General features: G+C 74.2%; 13 protein-coding genes and 1 riboswitch. Of the genes, 8 read left to right on the top strand and 5 right to left on the bottom strand.

Annotated elements, in window-relative coordinates:
• The first annotated feature begins 117 nt into the window (after positions 1 to 117).
• A riboswitch (cyclic di-AMP (ydaO/yuaA leader) is annotated at positions 118 to 278 on the top strand.
• A 12-nt stretch (positions 279 to 290) separates the two neighbouring features.
• Entirely contained in the window at positions 291 to 1,055 is a 765-nt protein-coding gene (locus Sdagh_RS11085) for a M23 family metallopeptidase (RefSeq protein ID WP_189420955.1), read from the top strand.
• Positions 1,056 to 1,380: 325 nt separating this feature from the next.
• Entirely contained in the window at positions 1,381 to 2,076 is a 696-nt protein-coding gene (locus tag Sdagh_RS11080) for a GntR family transcriptional regulator (RefSeq protein WP_190077965.1), read from the top strand.
• Positions 2,077 to 2,310: 234 nt separating this feature from the next.
• Here the strand turns inward: Sdagh_RS11080 and Sdagh_RS11075 are convergent, their stop codons facing one another.
• The gene (locus Sdagh_RS11075; RefSeq protein WP_189420960.1) at positions 2,311 to 2,592 is read right to left on the bottom strand and encodes an HPr family phosphocarrier protein; all 282 of its coding nucleotides are present in this window, start codon (positions 2,590 to 2,592) and stop codon (positions 2,311 to 2,313) included.
• 117 nt (positions 2,593 to 2,709) lie between these two features.
• Here Sdagh_RS11075 and Sdagh_RS11070 point away from each other — a divergent pair, with 117 nt between their 5' ends.
• The 4 genes from Sdagh_RS11070 to Sdagh_RS11055 all read left to right on the top strand — a co-directional run bounded on the left by Sdagh_RS11070 (position 2,710) and on the right by Sdagh_RS11055 (position 8,105).
• Positions 2,710 to 5,547, top strand: coding sequence for a bifunctional acetate--CoA ligase family protein/GNAT family N-acetyltransferase (locus Sdagh_RS11070; protein ID WP_190077966.1), 2,838 nt, complete (start codon positions 2,710 to 2,712; stop codon positions 5,545 to 5,547).
• A gap of 77 nt (positions 5,548 to 5,624) precedes the next feature.
• Positions 5,625 to 6,221, top strand: a complete 597-nt coding sequence (locus Sdagh_RS11065; RefSeq protein ID WP_189420964.1) for a DUF5998 family protein — start codon at positions 5,625 to 5,627, stop codon at positions 6,219 to 6,221.
• A complete protein-coding gene (locus Sdagh_RS11060) occupies positions 6,221 to 7,414 on the top strand; it encodes an alkaline phosphatase family protein (RefSeq protein ID WP_190077967.1) in 1,194 nt (397 codons plus the stop codon). Before Sdagh_RS11065 ends, Sdagh_RS11060 begins: the two co-directional genes overlap by 1 nt.
• 40 nt (positions 7,415 to 7,454) lie before the next feature.
• Positions 7,455 to 8,105: a thymidine kinase gene (locus tag Sdagh_RS11055; protein ID WP_189420967.1), complete on the top strand. Its 651-nt coding sequence runs from the start codon at positions 7,455 to 7,457 to the stop codon at positions 8,103 to 8,105.
• A 13-nt stretch (positions 8,106 to 8,118) separates the two neighbouring features.
• Here Sdagh_RS11055 and Sdagh_RS11050 read toward each other — a convergent pair whose 3' ends face one another.
• A complete protein-coding gene (locus Sdagh_RS11050) occupies positions 8,119 to 8,931 on the bottom strand; it encodes a VOC family protein (RefSeq protein ID WP_190077968.1) in 813 nt (270 codons plus the stop codon).
• 311 nt (positions 8,932 to 9,242) lie between these two features.
• Between Sdagh_RS11050 and Sdagh_RS11045 the strand changes: the two genes are divergently transcribed.
• Positions 9,243 to 10,094, top strand: a complete 852-nt coding sequence (locus tag Sdagh_RS11045; RefSeq protein ID WP_189420969.1) for a sulfurtransferase — start codon at positions 9,243 to 9,245, stop codon at positions 10,092 to 10,094.
• Positions 10,095 to 10,159: 65 nt separating this feature from the next.
• On the opposite strand, the gene sepH is transcribed toward Sdagh_RS11045, so the two are convergent.
• Positions 10,160 to 11,215 (bottom strand): septation protein SepH, encoded by a 1,056-nt coding sequence (gene sepH / locus Sdagh_RS11040; RefSeq protein WP_190011149.1) that lies wholly within the window; start codon positions 11,213 to 11,215, stop codon positions 10,160 to 10,162.
• A 470-nt stretch (positions 11,216 to 11,685) separates the two neighbouring features.
• On the opposite strand from sepH, the gene Sdagh_RS11035 reads away from it, so the two are divergent.
• Positions 11,686 to 12,570 carry a hypothetical protein gene (locus Sdagh_RS11035; RefSeq protein WP_372478436.1) on the top strand — a complete coding sequence of 295 codons (885 nt, stop codon included), beginning with the start codon at positions 11,686 to 11,688 and terminating at the stop codon, positions 12,568 to 12,570.
• Here Sdagh_RS11035 and Sdagh_RS11030 read toward each other — a convergent pair.
• Positions 12,494 to 13,819, bottom strand: coding sequence for a D-arabinono-1,4-lactone oxidase (locus Sdagh_RS11030; protein WP_190077970.1), 1,326 nt, complete (start codon positions 13,817 to 13,819; stop codon positions 12,494 to 12,496). The genes Sdagh_RS11035 and Sdagh_RS11030 overlap by 77 nt on opposite strands.
• Positions 13,773 to 15,020, bottom strand: a complete 1,248-nt coding sequence (locus Sdagh_RS11025; protein ID WP_190077971.1) for an MFS transporter — start codon at positions 15,018 to 15,020, stop codon at positions 13,773 to 13,775. The genes Sdagh_RS11030 and Sdagh_RS11025 overlap by 47 nt, the downstream gene beginning before the upstream one ends.
• Positions 15,021 to 15,072 lie beyond the last annotated feature (52 nt).

Genomic DNA, 15,072 nt, shown 5'->3' with positions numbered 1-15,072 from the left:
TGCCTGTCTGCGCTGTGGGATGAGCAACAAAAACCCGGTTCTGTTTGAGTCTTGAACGGGCGCCCGCTTAGCGTCTCCCAGGCTGTTCGTCAGGCAGTGCGCCGCACCCGCGGCACCGGACAGTCATCGCCGAGTCCCCGTACGGCGCGAGCCAGGGGAGCCGGGGACCCATCGTCCCTGGGGTGAATCGGACGCCCGCGCGTGAGCGAGGGGGTCCGTAGGAGACCTTCCTGCTCCGAACCCGTCAGCTAACCCGGTAGGCGAGAGGGAAGGAAAGGACCAGCCCCCACATGGCGTTCACGCGCGCCACCGGCAAGCACCGCCGACCCGGCCGGATGCACCGCACCACCGTCCGCGCGGCGGGTGTCGCGACCCTCACCACCACCGGCGTCCTCGGCACCCTGGCCGCCCCGGCGCTCGCCGCCGAACCGGCCGCCGAGCAGACCGGCCTCACCCCGGTCGTCACCCTCGGCGACTCGGTGGCCGAGGAGGTCGACGCCCAGGCCGCCGCCCAGCGGCAGGCCGCCGAGTTCGCCGCCGCCCGGGAGCAGGCCGAGCGGGCCGCCCGCGAGCGGGCCGCCGAGGCCGCCCAGCAGGCCCGTGAGGACCAGGAGCGCGCCGCCCGCGAGGCCGAGCGCAAGCGCCTGAACACCTACGTGTCGCCCATCAGCGGCTCGTACGTGTCCACCGCCTACCAGGCCAGCAGCGGCCTGTGGTCCTCCGGCACGCACACCGGCATCGACTTCCACGCCGCCTCCGGCACCCCCGTCCACGCCGTGGGCGCCGGCACCGTGGTCGAGGCCGGCTGGGGCGGTGCGTACGGCAACCAGGTCGTGATCAGGATGCACGACGGGACGTACACGCAGTACGGCCACCTGTCGTCCATCGGCGTCTCGGTGGGCCAGGCGGTCACCCCGGGCCAGACGATCGGCCACTCCGGGGCGACCGGCAACACCACCGGGGCGCACCTGCACTTCGAGGCCCGCACCACCGCCGAGTACGGCTCGGACATCGACCCCGTGGCCTACCTCCGCTCCCACGGCGTCACCGTCTGACCCTTCCGCCGCACTCCTGGAAAGCCCCGGCTCACGAGCCGGGGCTTTTCCACGTCGGGGGCGCGCCGAGGGCTCGTCGCAGGCGCCTGGGGCCTCGTTCGGATCACGCCGCGGACGCGGGGCCTGGCACGCGCACCGGCGCGGGGAAGGCGCAGCCGATTCCCCGCGACCTGATCCGAACGACAGGCCCTAGGAGCTGACCAAAAACAACCCAAAATCCGTCCGGTAAAGCGGACCCCCGTCGGAAAGCGCGCCGCATTGCAATAGAGTCACTGAACACGCGTCAATCGTCGACGTTTCACGGGGATTAAGGCGGAGGTCGGTCATGCGTATTCCGGCGCACTCGGTGTGCACGGCGATCAGGGACGACATCGTCGCCGGTGTCCTCGAACGCGGCAGCCGGCTCACCGAGGAACTCCTCGCCCGCCGCTACGGCGTCTCCCGCGTCCCCGTGCGCGAGGCCCTGCGGACCCTGGAGGCCGAGGGCTTCGTGGTGACCCGGCGCCACGCGGGCGCGTGCGTGGCCGAACCGACCGAGCAGGAGGCCGCCGACCTGCTGGAGATGCGGCTGCTGCTGGAGCCGCTCGGCGCCGCGCGGGCCGCCCAGCGGCGCACCGAGGCCCACCTCAAGGTGCTGCGCGGCCTGGTGCGGCTCGGCCAGGAGCGGGCCAGACGGGGCAACAGCGAGGACCTGCGCTCCCTGGGCGGCTGGTTCCACGAGACGCTCGCCCAGGCGGCGGGCAGCGCGGCGCTCACCTCGACGCTGACCCAGCTGCGGCACCGGATCGCCTGGATGTACGCCGTGGAGGCGCCGGCCAGCCCCGTGGACACCTGGGCGGAGCACGGCGCCATCGTCGACGCGGTGGCCCGGGGCGACAGCGAGCGGGCGCGCTCGCTGACCGCGCTGCACACCGAGCGGTCGACCGCCGCGCATCGCCTGCGGCCGGCCCCGGGCGCAGGCCGCGCGGAGCGTGTGAGGAATTCGCAACATGCCGTAAACATGCCGAGCCTGCGGCATTAACACGGCCACCGTATACAAAGAGAAGTTATTCGGCCGATCCTCCGGTCGGGGTCTATTTCCGCTGCCCTTTTTATTGTCGTGCTCCATGTCTCCCCGGCGGACGAGAAATCATCGCGGTGCCGCCCCCGCAAAAACGAGAGTCCGCACCCCGGACCAAGCGGTCGTCCCCGGAAATAGCGGAAGCCGTGCCGGTCCCGAAGGCCCGGCACGGCTCCGCCGTACGCGCACGGTGGTTCAGACGGTCTCCGGGAGCTCCTCCAGCCCCTCGGCGACCAGCTTCGCCAGCCGGTCCAGGGCGGCGTCCGCGCCCTCGGCGTCCGAGGCGAGCACGACCTCCTCGCCACCCTGGGCGCCCAGACCCAGGACGGCCAGCATGGAGGCCGCGTTGACAGGGTCGCCGTCGGCCTTGGCGATCGTCACCGGGACCCCGGTGGCCGTGGCGGCTCGGACGAAGATGGAGGCGGGGCGGGCGTGGAGGCCCTCGGCCCAGCCGACGTTGACGCGGCGCTCAGCCATGTGGTGCTGCCCTTCAGGTGTGCAGAGTTGTCTAGACCAGTCTTCCATACGGTGCGCCCCCGGACTGCCCCACTCGGCCCCGCGCCGTTGTCGTACCCGGGCCGTACTCTGGGCCGCATGGAGAGCGCGTCGGACCGGCACGAGTACCCCGCCCACTGGGAGGCGGACGTGGTGCTGCGCGACGGCGGCACCGCGCGTGTGCGCCCCATCACCGAGGACGACGCCGAGCGCCTGGTCAGCTTCTACGAGCAGGTCTCGGACGAGTCGAAGTACTACCGCTTCTTCGCGCCCTACCCCCGGCTGTCCGCCAAGGACGTCCGCCGCTTCACCCACCACGACTTCGTCGACCGCGTCGGCCTCGCGGCCACGGTGGGCGGCGAGTTCATCGCCACGGTCCGCTACGACCGGATCGCCGCCGACGGCACCCCCGCGCACGCCCCGGCCGACGAGGCCGAGGTCGCCTTCCTCGTCCAGGACGCCCACCAGGGGCGCGGCGTCGCCTCCGCGCTCCTGGAGCACATCGCCGCGGTCGCCCGGGAGCGCGGCATCCGCCGGTTCGCCGCCGAGGTGCTCCCCGCCAACACCAAGATGATCAAGGTGTTCACGGACGCCGGGTACACCCAGAGACGCAGTTTCGAGGACGGCGTCGTCCGCCTGGAGTTCGGCCTCGCGCCCACCGACCGCTCCCTCGCCGTGCAGTACGCGCGCGAGCAGCGCGCCGAGGGCCGCTCGGTACGCCGGCTCCTGGTGCCCGGGTCCGTCGCCGTCATCGGCGCCGGCCGCACCCCCGGCGGCGTCGGCCGCCGCATCCTCGGCAACCTGCGCGACGCCGGCTTCACCGGCCGCCTGTACGCCGTGAACCACGCCTTCGAGCCGGACCGGACCGAACTGGACGGCGTACCGGCCCACCGCTTGGTCGCCGAGATCGACGGTCCCGTCGACCTCGCGGTCGTCGCCGTCCCCGCCGAGCGGGTCACCGACGTCGTCACCCAGTGCGGCCGGCACGGCGTGCAGGGCCTGGTCGTCGTCTCCGCCGGGTACGCCGAGAGCGGCCCCGAGGGACGCGCGCGCCAGCGCGCCCTCGTCCGGCACGCGCGCGCGTACGGCATGCGGCTCGTCGGACCCAACGCCTTCGGAATCGTCAACACCGCGCCCGAGGTCCGGCTCAACGCCTCCCTCGCCCCCGAGATGCCGCGCCCCGGCCGGATCGGCCTCTTCGCCCAGTCCGGCGCCATCGGCGTCGCCCTGCTCTCCCGGCTGCACCGGCGCGGCGGCGGCGTCACGGGCGTGACCGGCGTCTCCACGTTCGTCTCGTCCGGCAACCGGGCCGACGTCTCCGGCAACGACGTCCTGCAGTTCTGGTACGACGACCCCGGCACCGACGTGGTCCTGATGTACCTGGAGTCCATCGGCAACCCGCGCAAGTTCACCCGTCTGGCGCGGCGCACCGCCGCCGTCAAGCCGCTGGTCGTCGTACAGGGCGCCCGGCACGGCGGCGCCGCCCCCCAGGGTCACGCGGTCCGCGCCACCCGCCTGCCGCACGCCACGGTCTCCGCCCTGCTGCGGCAGGCCGGCGTCATCCGCGTCGACACCATCACCGAACTGGTCGACGCGGGCCTGCTGCTCGCCCGCCAGCCCCTGCCCGCCGGCCCCCGGGTGGCGATCCTCGGCAACTCCGAGTCCCTGGGCCTGCTCACCTACGACGCCTGCCTCTCCGAGGGACTGCGCCCGCTGCCCCCGCTGGACCTGACCACCGCCGCCACCCCCGCCGACTTCCGGGCCGCCCTCTCCCGGGCCCTGGCCGACGACGCCTGCGACGCCGTGGTCGTGACCGCCATACCGGCGCTCGGCGAGGGCGCCGAGGGGGACGCGGCGCTCGCCGGGGCCCTCCGCGCGGCCACCGCCGCGGCCCCCGCCAAGCCCGTCCTCGTCGTCCACGTCGAACTGGGCGGCCTCGCCGAGGCCCTCTCGGCCGCGGCCGGCACGGCACCGCCGCCGGACACCGCCTCCGTCACCCCGCCCCCGCCGCCGGACACCGCCTCCCTCATCCCGCCCCCGCCGCCCCCCGCCCCCGAGCAGCCCTCCGAGGACACCCGCCTCATCCCCGCCTACCCGGCCGCCGAACGCGCGGTGCGCGCCCTCGCCCAGGCCGTCGCCTACGCCCAGTGGCGCCACGACACCGCCGAACCGGGCAAGGTGCCGGAGTACCCCGACATCGACGAGAAGGGCGCCGCCGAGCTGATCGACGGCCTTCTCGCACGCGGCGAGGGCCTCACCCTCGGCGACCGGGACGCGTGCGCGCTGCTCGGCCGCTACGGCATCCACGTCCACCGCGCCCTGCCCGCCCCCACCCCCGAGGACGCCGTCGCCGCCGCCCGCCGCCTCGGCGGACCCGTCGCCCTGAAGGCCACCGCCCCCCACCTGCGCCACCGCGCCGACCTCGGCGGCGTCCGCCTCGACCTCGTCGACGAGGAGCAGCTGCGCCGCGCCTACGAGGAGCTGACCGGGCTGTTCGGCACCCCGGCCGAGCTGCGCCCGGTGGTGCAGGCGATGGCCCCGCGCGGCGTCGACACCGTCGTACGCGCCGTCATCGACCCGGCGGCCGGCGCCGTGCTCTCCTTCGGGCTGGCCGGGGCCGCCACCCAGCTGCTCGGCGACACCGCGCACCGGCTGATACCGGTCACCGACCGGGACGCGGCCGCCCTCGTCCGGTCCGTGCGCACCGCCCCGCTGCTCTTCGGCTGGCGCGGCTCGGACCCGGTCGACACCGCCGCCCTGGAGGAGCTGCTCCAGCGCGTCTCCCGCCTCGTCGACGACCACCCGGAGGTCGTCGCCGTCACCCTCGAACCGGTCGTCGTCGCCCCGCGCGGCCTCAGCGTCCTCGGCGCCTCCGTCCGCCTCGCGCCGCCCCCCGCCCGCGACGACCTCGGCCCGCGCACCCTCCCGGCGTACTGAGCCAGGTCCCGGGCGGGGGACCACTGACCGCCCCGGACCTCCCTGGCCGTCCCGGGCAGTCAGTGGTCCCCCGTAGGATGGACGGCATGGCCAAGACCAGTACGACGACCCAGGGGCTGCGTGCGGCGATCGAGCGCAGCGGCTACTACCCGGCCCTCGTGGCCGAGGCGGTGGAGGCCGCCGTGGGCGGCGAGCCCGTGCGGTCGTACCTGGTCCACCAGGAGACCACGTTCGACCAGAACGAGGTGCGGCGGCACGTGACCGTGCTCGTCCTCACCGACAACCGCTTCATCGTCAGCCACACCGACGAGCAGGCCGCGGACGACACCTCCCCGTCGCCCTACGCCACGACGTCCACGGAGTCCGTCAAGATCGGCCGGATCTCCTCCATCGTCGTCAGCCGCGTCGTCGCCGACCCCGAGAAGTACAAGCCGGGCACCCTGCCCCGCGAGATCGTGCTGACCATCGGCTGGGGCGCCGTCTCCCGCATCGACCTGGAGCCCGCCGCCTGCGGCGACCCCAACTGCGAGGCCGACCACGGCTACACGGGCAGCTCCACCGCCGACGACCTCAGCCTGCGCGTCAGCGAGGCCGGCGACGGCCCGGAGACCGTGCGGCAGGCCCTCGCCTTCGCCCAGGCCCTCTCCGAGGCCACCGCGGACAGCGCCCGCTGATGCACCCGTCCACCGCCTGGGACCTCCACCCCGAGCCCCTCCCCGTCGCCTCCGCGCCCGTCCCCGAGTACGGCAGCGGCTCCCTCGCCGACCTGCTGCCCACCCTCGCCGCCGGCATGGAGGTCCCCGGCACCACCGCCACGATCGGAGAACTCGCCCCGGCCGACCGGAACTGCGTCTTCCTGATCGACGGCCTCGGCTGGGAGCAGCTCCGCGCCCACCCCGAGTACGCCCCCTTCCTGACCTCGCTCCTCGGCAGCTCGCGCGGCGGCACCGGGCGCCCGGTCACCGCCGGGTTCCCGGCGACCACCGCGACCTCCCTCGCCTCGGTCGGCACCGGACTGCCGCCCGGCGCCCACGGCCTGCCCGGCTACACCGTCCGCGACCCGGCCACCGGCGCGCTGATGAACCAGCTCCGCTGGCAGCCCTGGACCGACCCGCACGTCTGGCAGCCCCGCCCCACCGTCTTCCAGCTCGCCCACGCGGCGGGCGTGCACGCCGCGCAGGTCTCCGCCCCCACCTTCCAGAACACCCCGCTGACCAAGGTCGCGCTCAGCGGCGGCACCTTCCTCGGCCGCGAGTCCGGCGAGGACCGCATGGACCTGGCGGCCGGGCAGCTCGCCGCCGCCGACCGCGCGCTCGTGTACACGTACTACTCGGAGGTCGACGGCGCCGGACACCGCTTCGGCGTCGACTCCGACGAGTGGCGCGGCCGGCTCTCCCACGTCGACCGGCTCGTCCAGCGCCTCGCCGAGCAACTCCCGCCGCGCACCGTCCTCTACGTCACCGCCGACCACGGCATGGTCGACATCCCCTTCGACGAGGACCACCGCGTCGACTTCGACGCGGACTGGGAGCTGCGGGCCGGTGTCGCCCTGCTCGGCGGCGAGGGCCGCGCCCGGCACGTCTACGCGGTGCCGGGCGCCCAGGACGATGTCCTCGCCTGCTGGCGCGAGGTGCTCGGCGAGCAGTTCTGGGTGGCGTCCCGGGACGAGGCGATCGAGGCCGGCTGGTTCGGTCCGCGGGTGGAGGAGCGGGTGTACGACCGCATCGGCGACGTCCTCGCCGCCGCCCGGGACGACGTCCTGCTCATCGCCTCCGAGCGGGAGCCGAAGGAGTCGGCGATGGTCGGCAACCACGGTTCGATGACCCCCGCCGAGCAGCTCGTCCCCCTCCTCGAAGTACGCTCCTGAACCGTCCCGCAAGCCCTCGCCGAAAGGTGTCAGCCCCACCATGCCCGAGCTGGTCTTCTTCTCCGGAACGATGGACTGCGGGAAGTCGACCCTGGCTCTCCAGATGGAGCACAACCGCTCCGCGCGCGGTCTGACCGGCATGATCTTCACCCGGGACGACCGCGCGGGCGAGGGCAAGCTCTCCTCCCGGCTCGGCCTGGTCACCGACGCGGTCGAGGTCGAGGACGGCACCGACCTCTACGCCTACCTCGTCGACCACCTCTCGCAGGGCGGCCGCGCGGACTACGTGATCGCGGACGAGGCCCAGTTCCTCGCCCCGGACCAGATCGACCAGCTCGCCCGCGTCGTGGACGACCTCGGCCTGGACGTCTACGCCTTCGGCATCACCACCGACTTCCGCTCCAAGCTGTTCCCCGGCTCCCAGCGCCTGGTCGAACTGGCCGACCGGGTCGAGGTGCTCCAGGTCGAGGCCCTGTGCTGGTGCGGGGCCCGCGCCACGCACAACGCCCGCACGGTCGGCGGTGTCATGGTCGTCGAGGGCGCCCAGGTGGTCGTCGGTGACGTGAACCAGTCCCCGGACGAGGTCGGCTACGAGGTGCTGTGCCGGCGCCACCACCGCCGCCGCACCACCGCGGCCACGGCCCGCGCGGCGGCCCTGTCACCGGACGTGCTGCCGGTGGCGGGCCCCTGACCCGGCCCCCGGCTCACCCGGTCGCGCCCCGCACCAGCGCGAACCGCGCCCCCTCCGGATCGGCCACCACCGCCATCCGCCCCCGCTCGCTCTCCCGGGCCGGCTCCAGGACGCGCCCGCCCAGCCCGGCGACCCGCTCCACCGCTGCGTCCACGTCCGCCGTCCCGAAGTACGTCACCCAGTGCGGTCCCCGGTCACGGGGCAGGGCGTCGCCCAGACCGCGCAGGCCCGCCACGGGCCGGCCGTCGATGTGCAGGGTCACCCGGTCGGTGCCGGCGTCGGGCACCGCCTTCGGGGTGTGGCCGAACGCGGTCTCGTAGAAGGCGGCGACGCCGGTCGCGTCGTAGGTGAGCAGCTCGTTCCAGACGGGGGCGCCCGGCGCGCCGCTGAGGGCCGTGCCGAGATGGGCCGACGCCTGCCAGATGCCGAAGACGGCACCGGCCGGGTCGGACGCGATCGCCATCCGCCCGGCCTCGGCCGCGTCCAGCGGCCCCACCCCGACCGTGCCGCCGCACAGCCGGACGGCCTCGGCGGTCCGGTCCACGTCGTCCGAGGCGAAGTACGGCGTCCAGGCCACCGGCAGATGCCGGTCCTGCGGCAGCTGCCCGATGCCCGCCACCTCCCGTCCGCCGAGCAGGGCCCGGACATAGGGGCCGAGCTGCTGCGGGCCCGGCCGGAACTCCCAGCCGAACAGTGCCCCGTAGAACTCCTGGGTCGCCGTCAGGTCGTGCACCATCGCGCTCACCCAGCAGGGCGTGCCGGGCACGCGCAGGGTGGTCCGATCGCCGCCGTGGTCGCCGTCGGTCCGTCCCCGTGATCCGGTCATCGTCGCTCTCTTCTCGGCCCCTCGCGGTGGCCGGGTCGCTTCTCTGCGGACGGACCGCCTGCCGCACCGGTGCCCGCCCCGTCACCCCGTACTCCGGGTCCGCCCCGCGGACGGCTCCCCGCTCGTGAACGGCCGTCGTCGCGCTGCCGTTCCCTGCCCGTTTCCGTGTGCCGATCGGCACATCGCTCGACAGAAATCGATCGGCTGTACAGTCTGTGCCCGAATCCGTACACCTCGTGATCGAGGCTGCCCGGCGGGCAGGTTAACCCGGCGGGGACGCGACGGCCAGCCAGTGCGTCAGGATGGGGACCATGAACGCCATCATCTCCGCACCCGACCTGGCGAGCGCGCTCGCGGGCGGTGACCCGCCGGTCCTGCTCGACATCCGCTGGCAGCTCAGCGCGGCCAAGGCGGCCGGCGCGCCCCCGTTCGACGGCCGGGCGGCGTACGCGGCCGGTCATCTGCCCGGCGCGGTCTATGTCGACCTGGACCGGGAATTGGCCGCCCCGCCCGGGACCGGCGGCCGTCATCCGCTGCCCGATCCGGAGGAGTTCGGCGCGGTGATGCGCCGCGCGGGCGTGTCGGCCGGGCGGCCGGTCGTCGTGTACGACGGCGGGCAGGGCTGGGCGGCGGCCCGCGCCTGGTGGCTGCTGCGCTGGACGGGCCACCCGGACGTGCGGGTCCTCGACGGCGGACTGCCGGCCTGGCAGGGGCCGCTGTCGGCCGACGAACCGCGGCCCGCGCCCGGCGATTTCGCACCGGCACCGGCCGCCGACGGGCTGCTGGACGCGGACGGCGCCGCCGCGCTGGCCCGCTCCGGGCTGCTGCTGGACGCCCGCGCGGGGGAGCGCTACCGGGGCGAGGTCGAGCCGATCGACCCGGTCGGCGGCCACATCCCGGGCGCGGTGTCGGCCCCGACGTCCGAGAACGTCACGGCGGACGGCCGGTTCCGGCCCGCCGCCGAACTCCGCGCCCGCTTCGCCGGACTGGGCGCCACCGGGGACACCGAGGTCGGTGTGTACTGCGGTTCGGGCGTCTCCGCCGCCCACGAGGTACTGGCCCTGGCGGTCGCGGGCATCCCGGCCGCGCTGTACGTGGGCTCCTGGTCGCAGTGGTCGGCGGACCCGGAGCGGCCGGTCGCCGTCGGCCCCGACCCGCGCTGAGGGCACAAGTGAGGGCCGCCCTCCAGGAGGGCGGCCCTCACCGCGATCTCTGGGACGCCGGGGCGCTACTCCTGCTTCTTGCGCCGCGTCCCGAACACGATCTCGTCCCAGCTGGGGACCGCCGCCCGCCGCCCGGGACGGACCCCGTCCGCCTCGGCCTGGCGGTCGGTGGAGCCGACCAGCCGGTCACGGTGGCTGCCCACCGACCGCGGCATGAGCACGTCGGCGTACGCGGAGCCCGCGCCGGCGGACGCGGCGGGGGCCGGCGGCTCCTCGGCCTCCGGGTCCCCCACCGGCTCCTCGCCGGGTTCCGGCGCGACGGCCGGACGCTCGGGCACGACCAGGTCGCCCCGGAAACTGGGCACCGCCTCCAGCAGACTGGTCAGCGAGTCCCGCTCGCTCACGCTCTCCTCGGCGGCGGGCTCGGGCGGCTGCGCCGGCAGGCCCGGCCGCTCGCGCTCCCGGTCGCCGGGCCGGTCCAGCGGCCGGTCGCGCGGCAGCCGGGCGATGCGCGGCACGAAGGGGAAGCTCGGCTCCGGGGCGGCGAGGTCGTCGGACTCGCCGATCAGCGCGCGGGCCTCGTCGTCGACGGCCTGGACGAGCCGCCGGGGCGGGTCGTACGTCCAGCTCGCCGAGTGCGGTTCACCCGCGACCAGATAGACCAGCAGCACTTCCCAGGTGCCGTCGTCGCGGCGCCAGGAGTCCCACTGGACGGTGTCCTTGTCGGCGCCGCGCAGCAGCAGCCGCTCCTGGACGGCCTCGCCCAGTGGCGGGCCGGAGTTCTCGCCGGGGCGGCGGACGGGGGTCTTGCGGGCGCGTTCGGCCATGAAGGCGCGTTCGGCGAGGACGGGGCCCTCGAAGCGGCGGACCCGGTCGACGGGGATGCCGGCCATCTGGGCGACCTCTTCCGCGGTCGCGCCGGCTCGTATACGCGCCTGGATGTCGCGGGGGCGGAGATGGCTCTCCACCTCGATCTCGATCTGGCCGAGGCGGGGCCGGTCACCGCGGACGGCGGCCCGGAGGCGCTCGTCGATCGGAAGCGTGTACTCCGTCGCGTCGGCAGCCTTCAGCACCAGCCGTGTGCCGTCATTCGAGACGGCCACGACACGCAGTTCGGGCATGGGGACCTCCCGGGTGGTGCCTGCCGACGTCACGTGCGTCGCTGCTTCCGCTCTGTCGAGTGTGGCCTGCCCGGGTGCAGCCTGCCACAACCTTGCCGAGTTGCCCGGCGTGTCGGGCGAGGGCCCTGAATCGCCGTTATGGCACGGTTACCTATTCGCAACGCTGAGTGACCGAATCGGTCACCCAGTGCAACTAGCCCCCTCCCGGCGGTCCTTGCGAGCCCTGCGTCCCCTGGGCGGAGACCGGACCCAGGGCTCGCAACAGTACTCCATTCGGGCCACGTGCGTGGATCGGCGCGCCGCCCGACTTCCACCAGGAAGAGTCACCCGGCACCTTCCCGTCCGGTGCCGTGATCATGCACGTGGCCTACTTCACGCAACCGCCAGAAACGGAACTAAAGGTTTCGTCCGTACGTCCCCTTCTCGTGCAGTTGTAGGTTCACGCGAGGAAAGACAGGCAAGGTCCGGTGATGCGGGAAAGGTCCGTTGACGACACGACGGGGAGCGGGCGGGGCGAGGAGGACGCGAAGGGTACGGAAGGCGCGCGGGGCACACGGATCGATCTGAACGTGCCCCAGGTCGCGGGCGGTGCCCTGGCGGCCGTGATCGCGGCCAAGCTCGCCTCCTCGTTCGGCGTGTACGGCACGATCCTCGGCGCCGGGGTGGTCAGCGTCGTCGCCACCTGTGGCGGCACGCTCTTCCAGCACTTCTTCCGGCGCACCGGCGAGCAGTTGAAGGTGCGGCGCACCGCCGAGGAGCCCCGGCCGGCCGAGGTGCCCGCCGCCGCCGGCCCCTCGCTGCCGGGGGAGTTCACCGAGGGCACGGTCTACCGCGCGCGGGTCAGGAGCTGGAAGCGTCCGGTGCTCGCCGCGGCCCTGGTCTTCGGCGTCACCATGGGCGGTATCACCGCTTACGAGCTGATCTCGGGCCACAACCTGAGCGGCGGGAGCAGTACGACCGTGAGCGACGCCGTCTCCGGACACGGCGGCTCCTCCTCGGACTCCGGGGACGACGGCTCCGAGGACCCGGGCGACGACGGCACGGCCACCCCGTCGACCGGCCCGGGACGCTCCGCGGACTCCGGCACGGGCTCCGGATCCACCGGCACCCCGTCGGCCACCCCCTCCGGAACGGCGGGTTCCGCGGACGGCGGCGCCTCCTCCGGCGAGGGCTCCGCGCGGGACGACGGGACGGCCTCCGACCCGACGCCCACGCCGAGCGCCACCGGTGACGGACAGGGCGCGGACGGCACCGCCACCGAGGACCCCGGGGCGTCGGCTACGGCCCCAGCACCCTCCGCAAGTAGTCGTTCCGGAACCGGCGATCAGGATCAAGACGGTCCCGCAGCGCCGTGAACTCGCCGAAGCGGGGATACACCCGGGACAGGTACTCCGCGTCCCGGGTGTGCAGCTTCCCCCAGTGCGGCCGGCCCTCGTGCGCCGTGAAGATCCGCTCGGCGGCGGTGAAGTACGACCGGTAGGGCGTGCCCCGGAACATGTGGACGGCGAGGTAGGCGCTGTCCCGGCCGGAGGCGGTGGAGAGGGTGAGGTCGTCGGCCGGGGCGGTGCGCACCTCCACGGGGAAGCTGATCCGCAGCCGGGAGCGGTCCACCATCGCCTTCAGCTCGCGCACCGTCTCGACCAGGGCCGCGCGCGGAACGGCGTACTCCATCTCCACGAAGCGGACCCGGCGCGGCGAGGTGAAGACCTTGTACGGGATGTCCGTGTAGGTGCGCGCGGACAGCGCCCTGCTGGAGACGCGGGCGATCGCCGGGACGGTGGCCGGGACGGCGCGGCCGATCTCGTTGGCGGCGCGGAAGACGCCGTTGGAGAGGAACTCGTCCTCGTACAGGGCGCGCAGGCGTCCCACCGGGCGGGCCGGGCCCGCGCTGCGGTTGTTGCGCTTGGTGCTGGTGTTGCCGGTGTGCGGGAACCAGTAGAACTCGAAGTGCTCGTTCTCCGTCCACAGTTCCTCGAAGCGGGACAGCACCTCGTCGAGCGGCATCGGCTCCTCGCGCGCGGTGAGCAGGAAGACCGGTTCGATCGCGAAGGTCACGGCGGTGACGACGCCGAGCGCGCCGAGGCCGACGCGGGCGGCGGCGAAGATCTCCGGGTTCCGCTGCGCGGAGCAGGTGAGCAGGGAGCCGTCGGCGGTGACCAGCTCCAGGGCGCGGATCTGCGCGGCGAGCGAACCGGAGTCGCGGCCGGTGCCGTGGGTGCCGGTGGAGGTCGCCCCGGCGACCGTCTGCTCCATGATGTCGCCCATGTTGGCCAGCGACAGGCCCTCGCGCGCGAGGGCCACGTTGAGCCTCTTGAGCGGGGTGCCGGCCTCCACGGTCACGGTCATCGCCTGCCGGTCGATGTGCCGGATTCCGGTCAGCAGGTCGGGACGTATCAGCACCCCGTCGGTGGCCGCTATGGACGTGAACGAGTGCCCGGTGCCCGCCGCCTTGACCGGCAGCCCCTCCTCGGCGGCCCGGCGGACCACGTCGGCCAGCTCGTCGGCCGAGGCCGGGGTCACCTCCCGCGCGGGGCGGAACGTGACGCTGCCGCCCCAGTTACGCCATGTGCCGTTCCTGCCGCTCCCGCTCGCTGTGCTGCTCAACGACGCCTCCCCGCCCCACCGCCGGCCGCTTGAGCCGGCGGAACCCGAGGAAACCGACCGTGACCGCGACGGCCCCGGCCACCGCCGGAACCCCGTACCCGGCGCCCGCCCCCGCCGCGTCGATCACCCAGCCGCCGGCGGCGGAGCCGAGCGCGACGCCGACCGCGAGGCCGGTGCTCACCCAGGTCATCCCCTCGGTGAGCTGTGCGCGTGGTACGTGCTCTTCGATGAGGGACATCGTCGTGATCATCGTCGGAGCGATGGACAGACCCGCCACGAACAGCGCCACGGCCAGAGACGGCAGGTTTCCGACCAGTAGGGGAGGGATCATACTCACGGCCATCGCGCAGACGCCCAGCAGCCAGCGGCGCTCGGGCGCCCCCGCGAAGCGCAGCAGGCCGAAGACCATGCCCGCCACGCACGAGCCGGCCGCGTAGACGGCGAGGACCAGGCTGGCGGCGGACTTGTGGCCCTGTTCCTCGGCGAAGGCCACGGTGACGACGTCGACCGATCCGAAGATCGCGCCGGTGGCGACGAAGGTGCCGACGAAGACCTGGAGACCCTTGGCGCGCAGCGCGCTGCCGCCGCCGCTGCCGCGCTGCCGGGGGTGCGGCACCGGCTCGGTGGCGCGCTGCGAAGTCAGCCAGAAGACGCCGACCGCCAGGAAGCCGGCGGCCAGCAGGGGACCGGCCTCCGGGAACCAGGCGGTGGACAGGCCGATGGAGATGATCGGCCCGAAGATGAAGCAGACCTCGTCGACCACGGACTCGAAGCTGTACGCGGTGTGCAGCTTCGGCGTGCCCCGGTACAGGGCCGCCCAGCGGGCCCGCACCATGGCACCGAGACTGGGCACGCAGCCGATGCCGACGCACCACACGAACAGCAGCCACTCGGGCCACCGGAAGTGCGCGGTCAGCAGCAGTCCGGCCGCCGCCGCCAGCGAGACCAGCGTGGCGGGCCGCAGCACCCGCCGCTGCCCGTACTGGTCGACCAGCCGGGAGACCTGGGGACCGCAGACCGCTGCGGCCAGCGCGATGGTGGCGGAGAGCGCCCCGGCCAGCCCGTACCGCCCGGTCAGCTGCGACACCATGGTCACCACGCCGATGCCCATCATCGACAGCGGCATCCGGCCGAGGAAGCCCGCGGCGGAGAAGCCCCTGGAGCCGGGGGCGGCGAACAGGTCGCGGTAGGGGCTGGGCAACGGGATCTCCGGTACGGCTCGGCCCGGTGGTGACGGGTGCGGTGGCTCGGTG

Source organism: Streptomyces daghestanicus (assembly GCF_020521275.1).
Taxonomy (GTDB): Bacteria; Actinomycetota; Actinomycetes; order Streptomycetales; family Streptomycetaceae; genus Streptomyces; species Streptomyces griseoviridis.
The sequence above is the reverse complement of the archived record's forward strand: the minus strand, read 5'-3'. Positions and strand labels throughout refer to the sequence as shown.

What these genes read in the sequence shown, in the direction of transcription:
- Sdagh_RS11085 (WP_189420955.1), top strand. Translation starts at nt 291, where the DNA reads ATGGCGTTCACGCGCGCCACCGGCAAGCACCGCCGACCCGGCCGGATG.
- Sdagh_RS11080 (WP_190077965.1), top strand. Translation starts at nt 1,381, where the DNA reads ATGCGTATTCCGGCGCACTCGGTGTGCACGGCGATCAGGGACGACATC.
- Sdagh_RS11075 (WP_189420960.1), bottom strand. Translation starts at nt 2,592, where the DNA reads ATGGCTGAGCGCCGCGTCAACGTCGGCTGGGCCGAGGGCCTCCACGCC.
- Sdagh_RS11070 (WP_190077966.1), top strand. Translation starts at nt 2,710, where the DNA reads ATGGAGAGCGCGTCGGACCGGCACGAGTACCCCGCCCACTGGGAGGCG.
- Sdagh_RS11065 (WP_189420964.1), top strand. Translation starts at nt 5,625, where the DNA reads ATGGACGGCATGGCCAAGACCAGTACGACGACCCAGGGGCTGCGTGCG.
- Sdagh_RS11060 (WP_190077967.1), top strand. Translation starts at nt 6,221, where the DNA reads ATGCACCCGTCCACCGCCTGGGACCTCCACCCCGAGCCCCTCCCCGTC.
- Sdagh_RS11055 (WP_189420967.1), top strand. Translation starts at nt 7,455, where the DNA reads ATGCCCGAGCTGGTCTTCTTCTCCGGAACGATGGACTGCGGGAAGTCG.
- Sdagh_RS11050 (WP_190077968.1), bottom strand. Translation starts at nt 8,931, where the DNA reads ATGACCGGATCACGGGGACGGACCGACGGCGACCACGGCGGCGATCGG.
- Sdagh_RS11045 (WP_189420969.1), top strand. Translation starts at nt 9,243, where the DNA reads ATGAACGCCATCATCTCCGCACCCGACCTGGCGAGCGCGCTCGCGGGC.
- sepH (WP_190011149.1), bottom strand. Translation starts at nt 11,215, where the DNA reads ATGCCCGAACTGCGTGTCGTGGCCGTCTCGAATGACGGCACACGGCTG.
- Sdagh_RS11035 (WP_372478436.1), top strand. Translation starts at nt 11,686, where the DNA reads ATGCGGGAAAGGTCCGTTGACGACACGACGGGGAGCGGGCGGGGCGAG.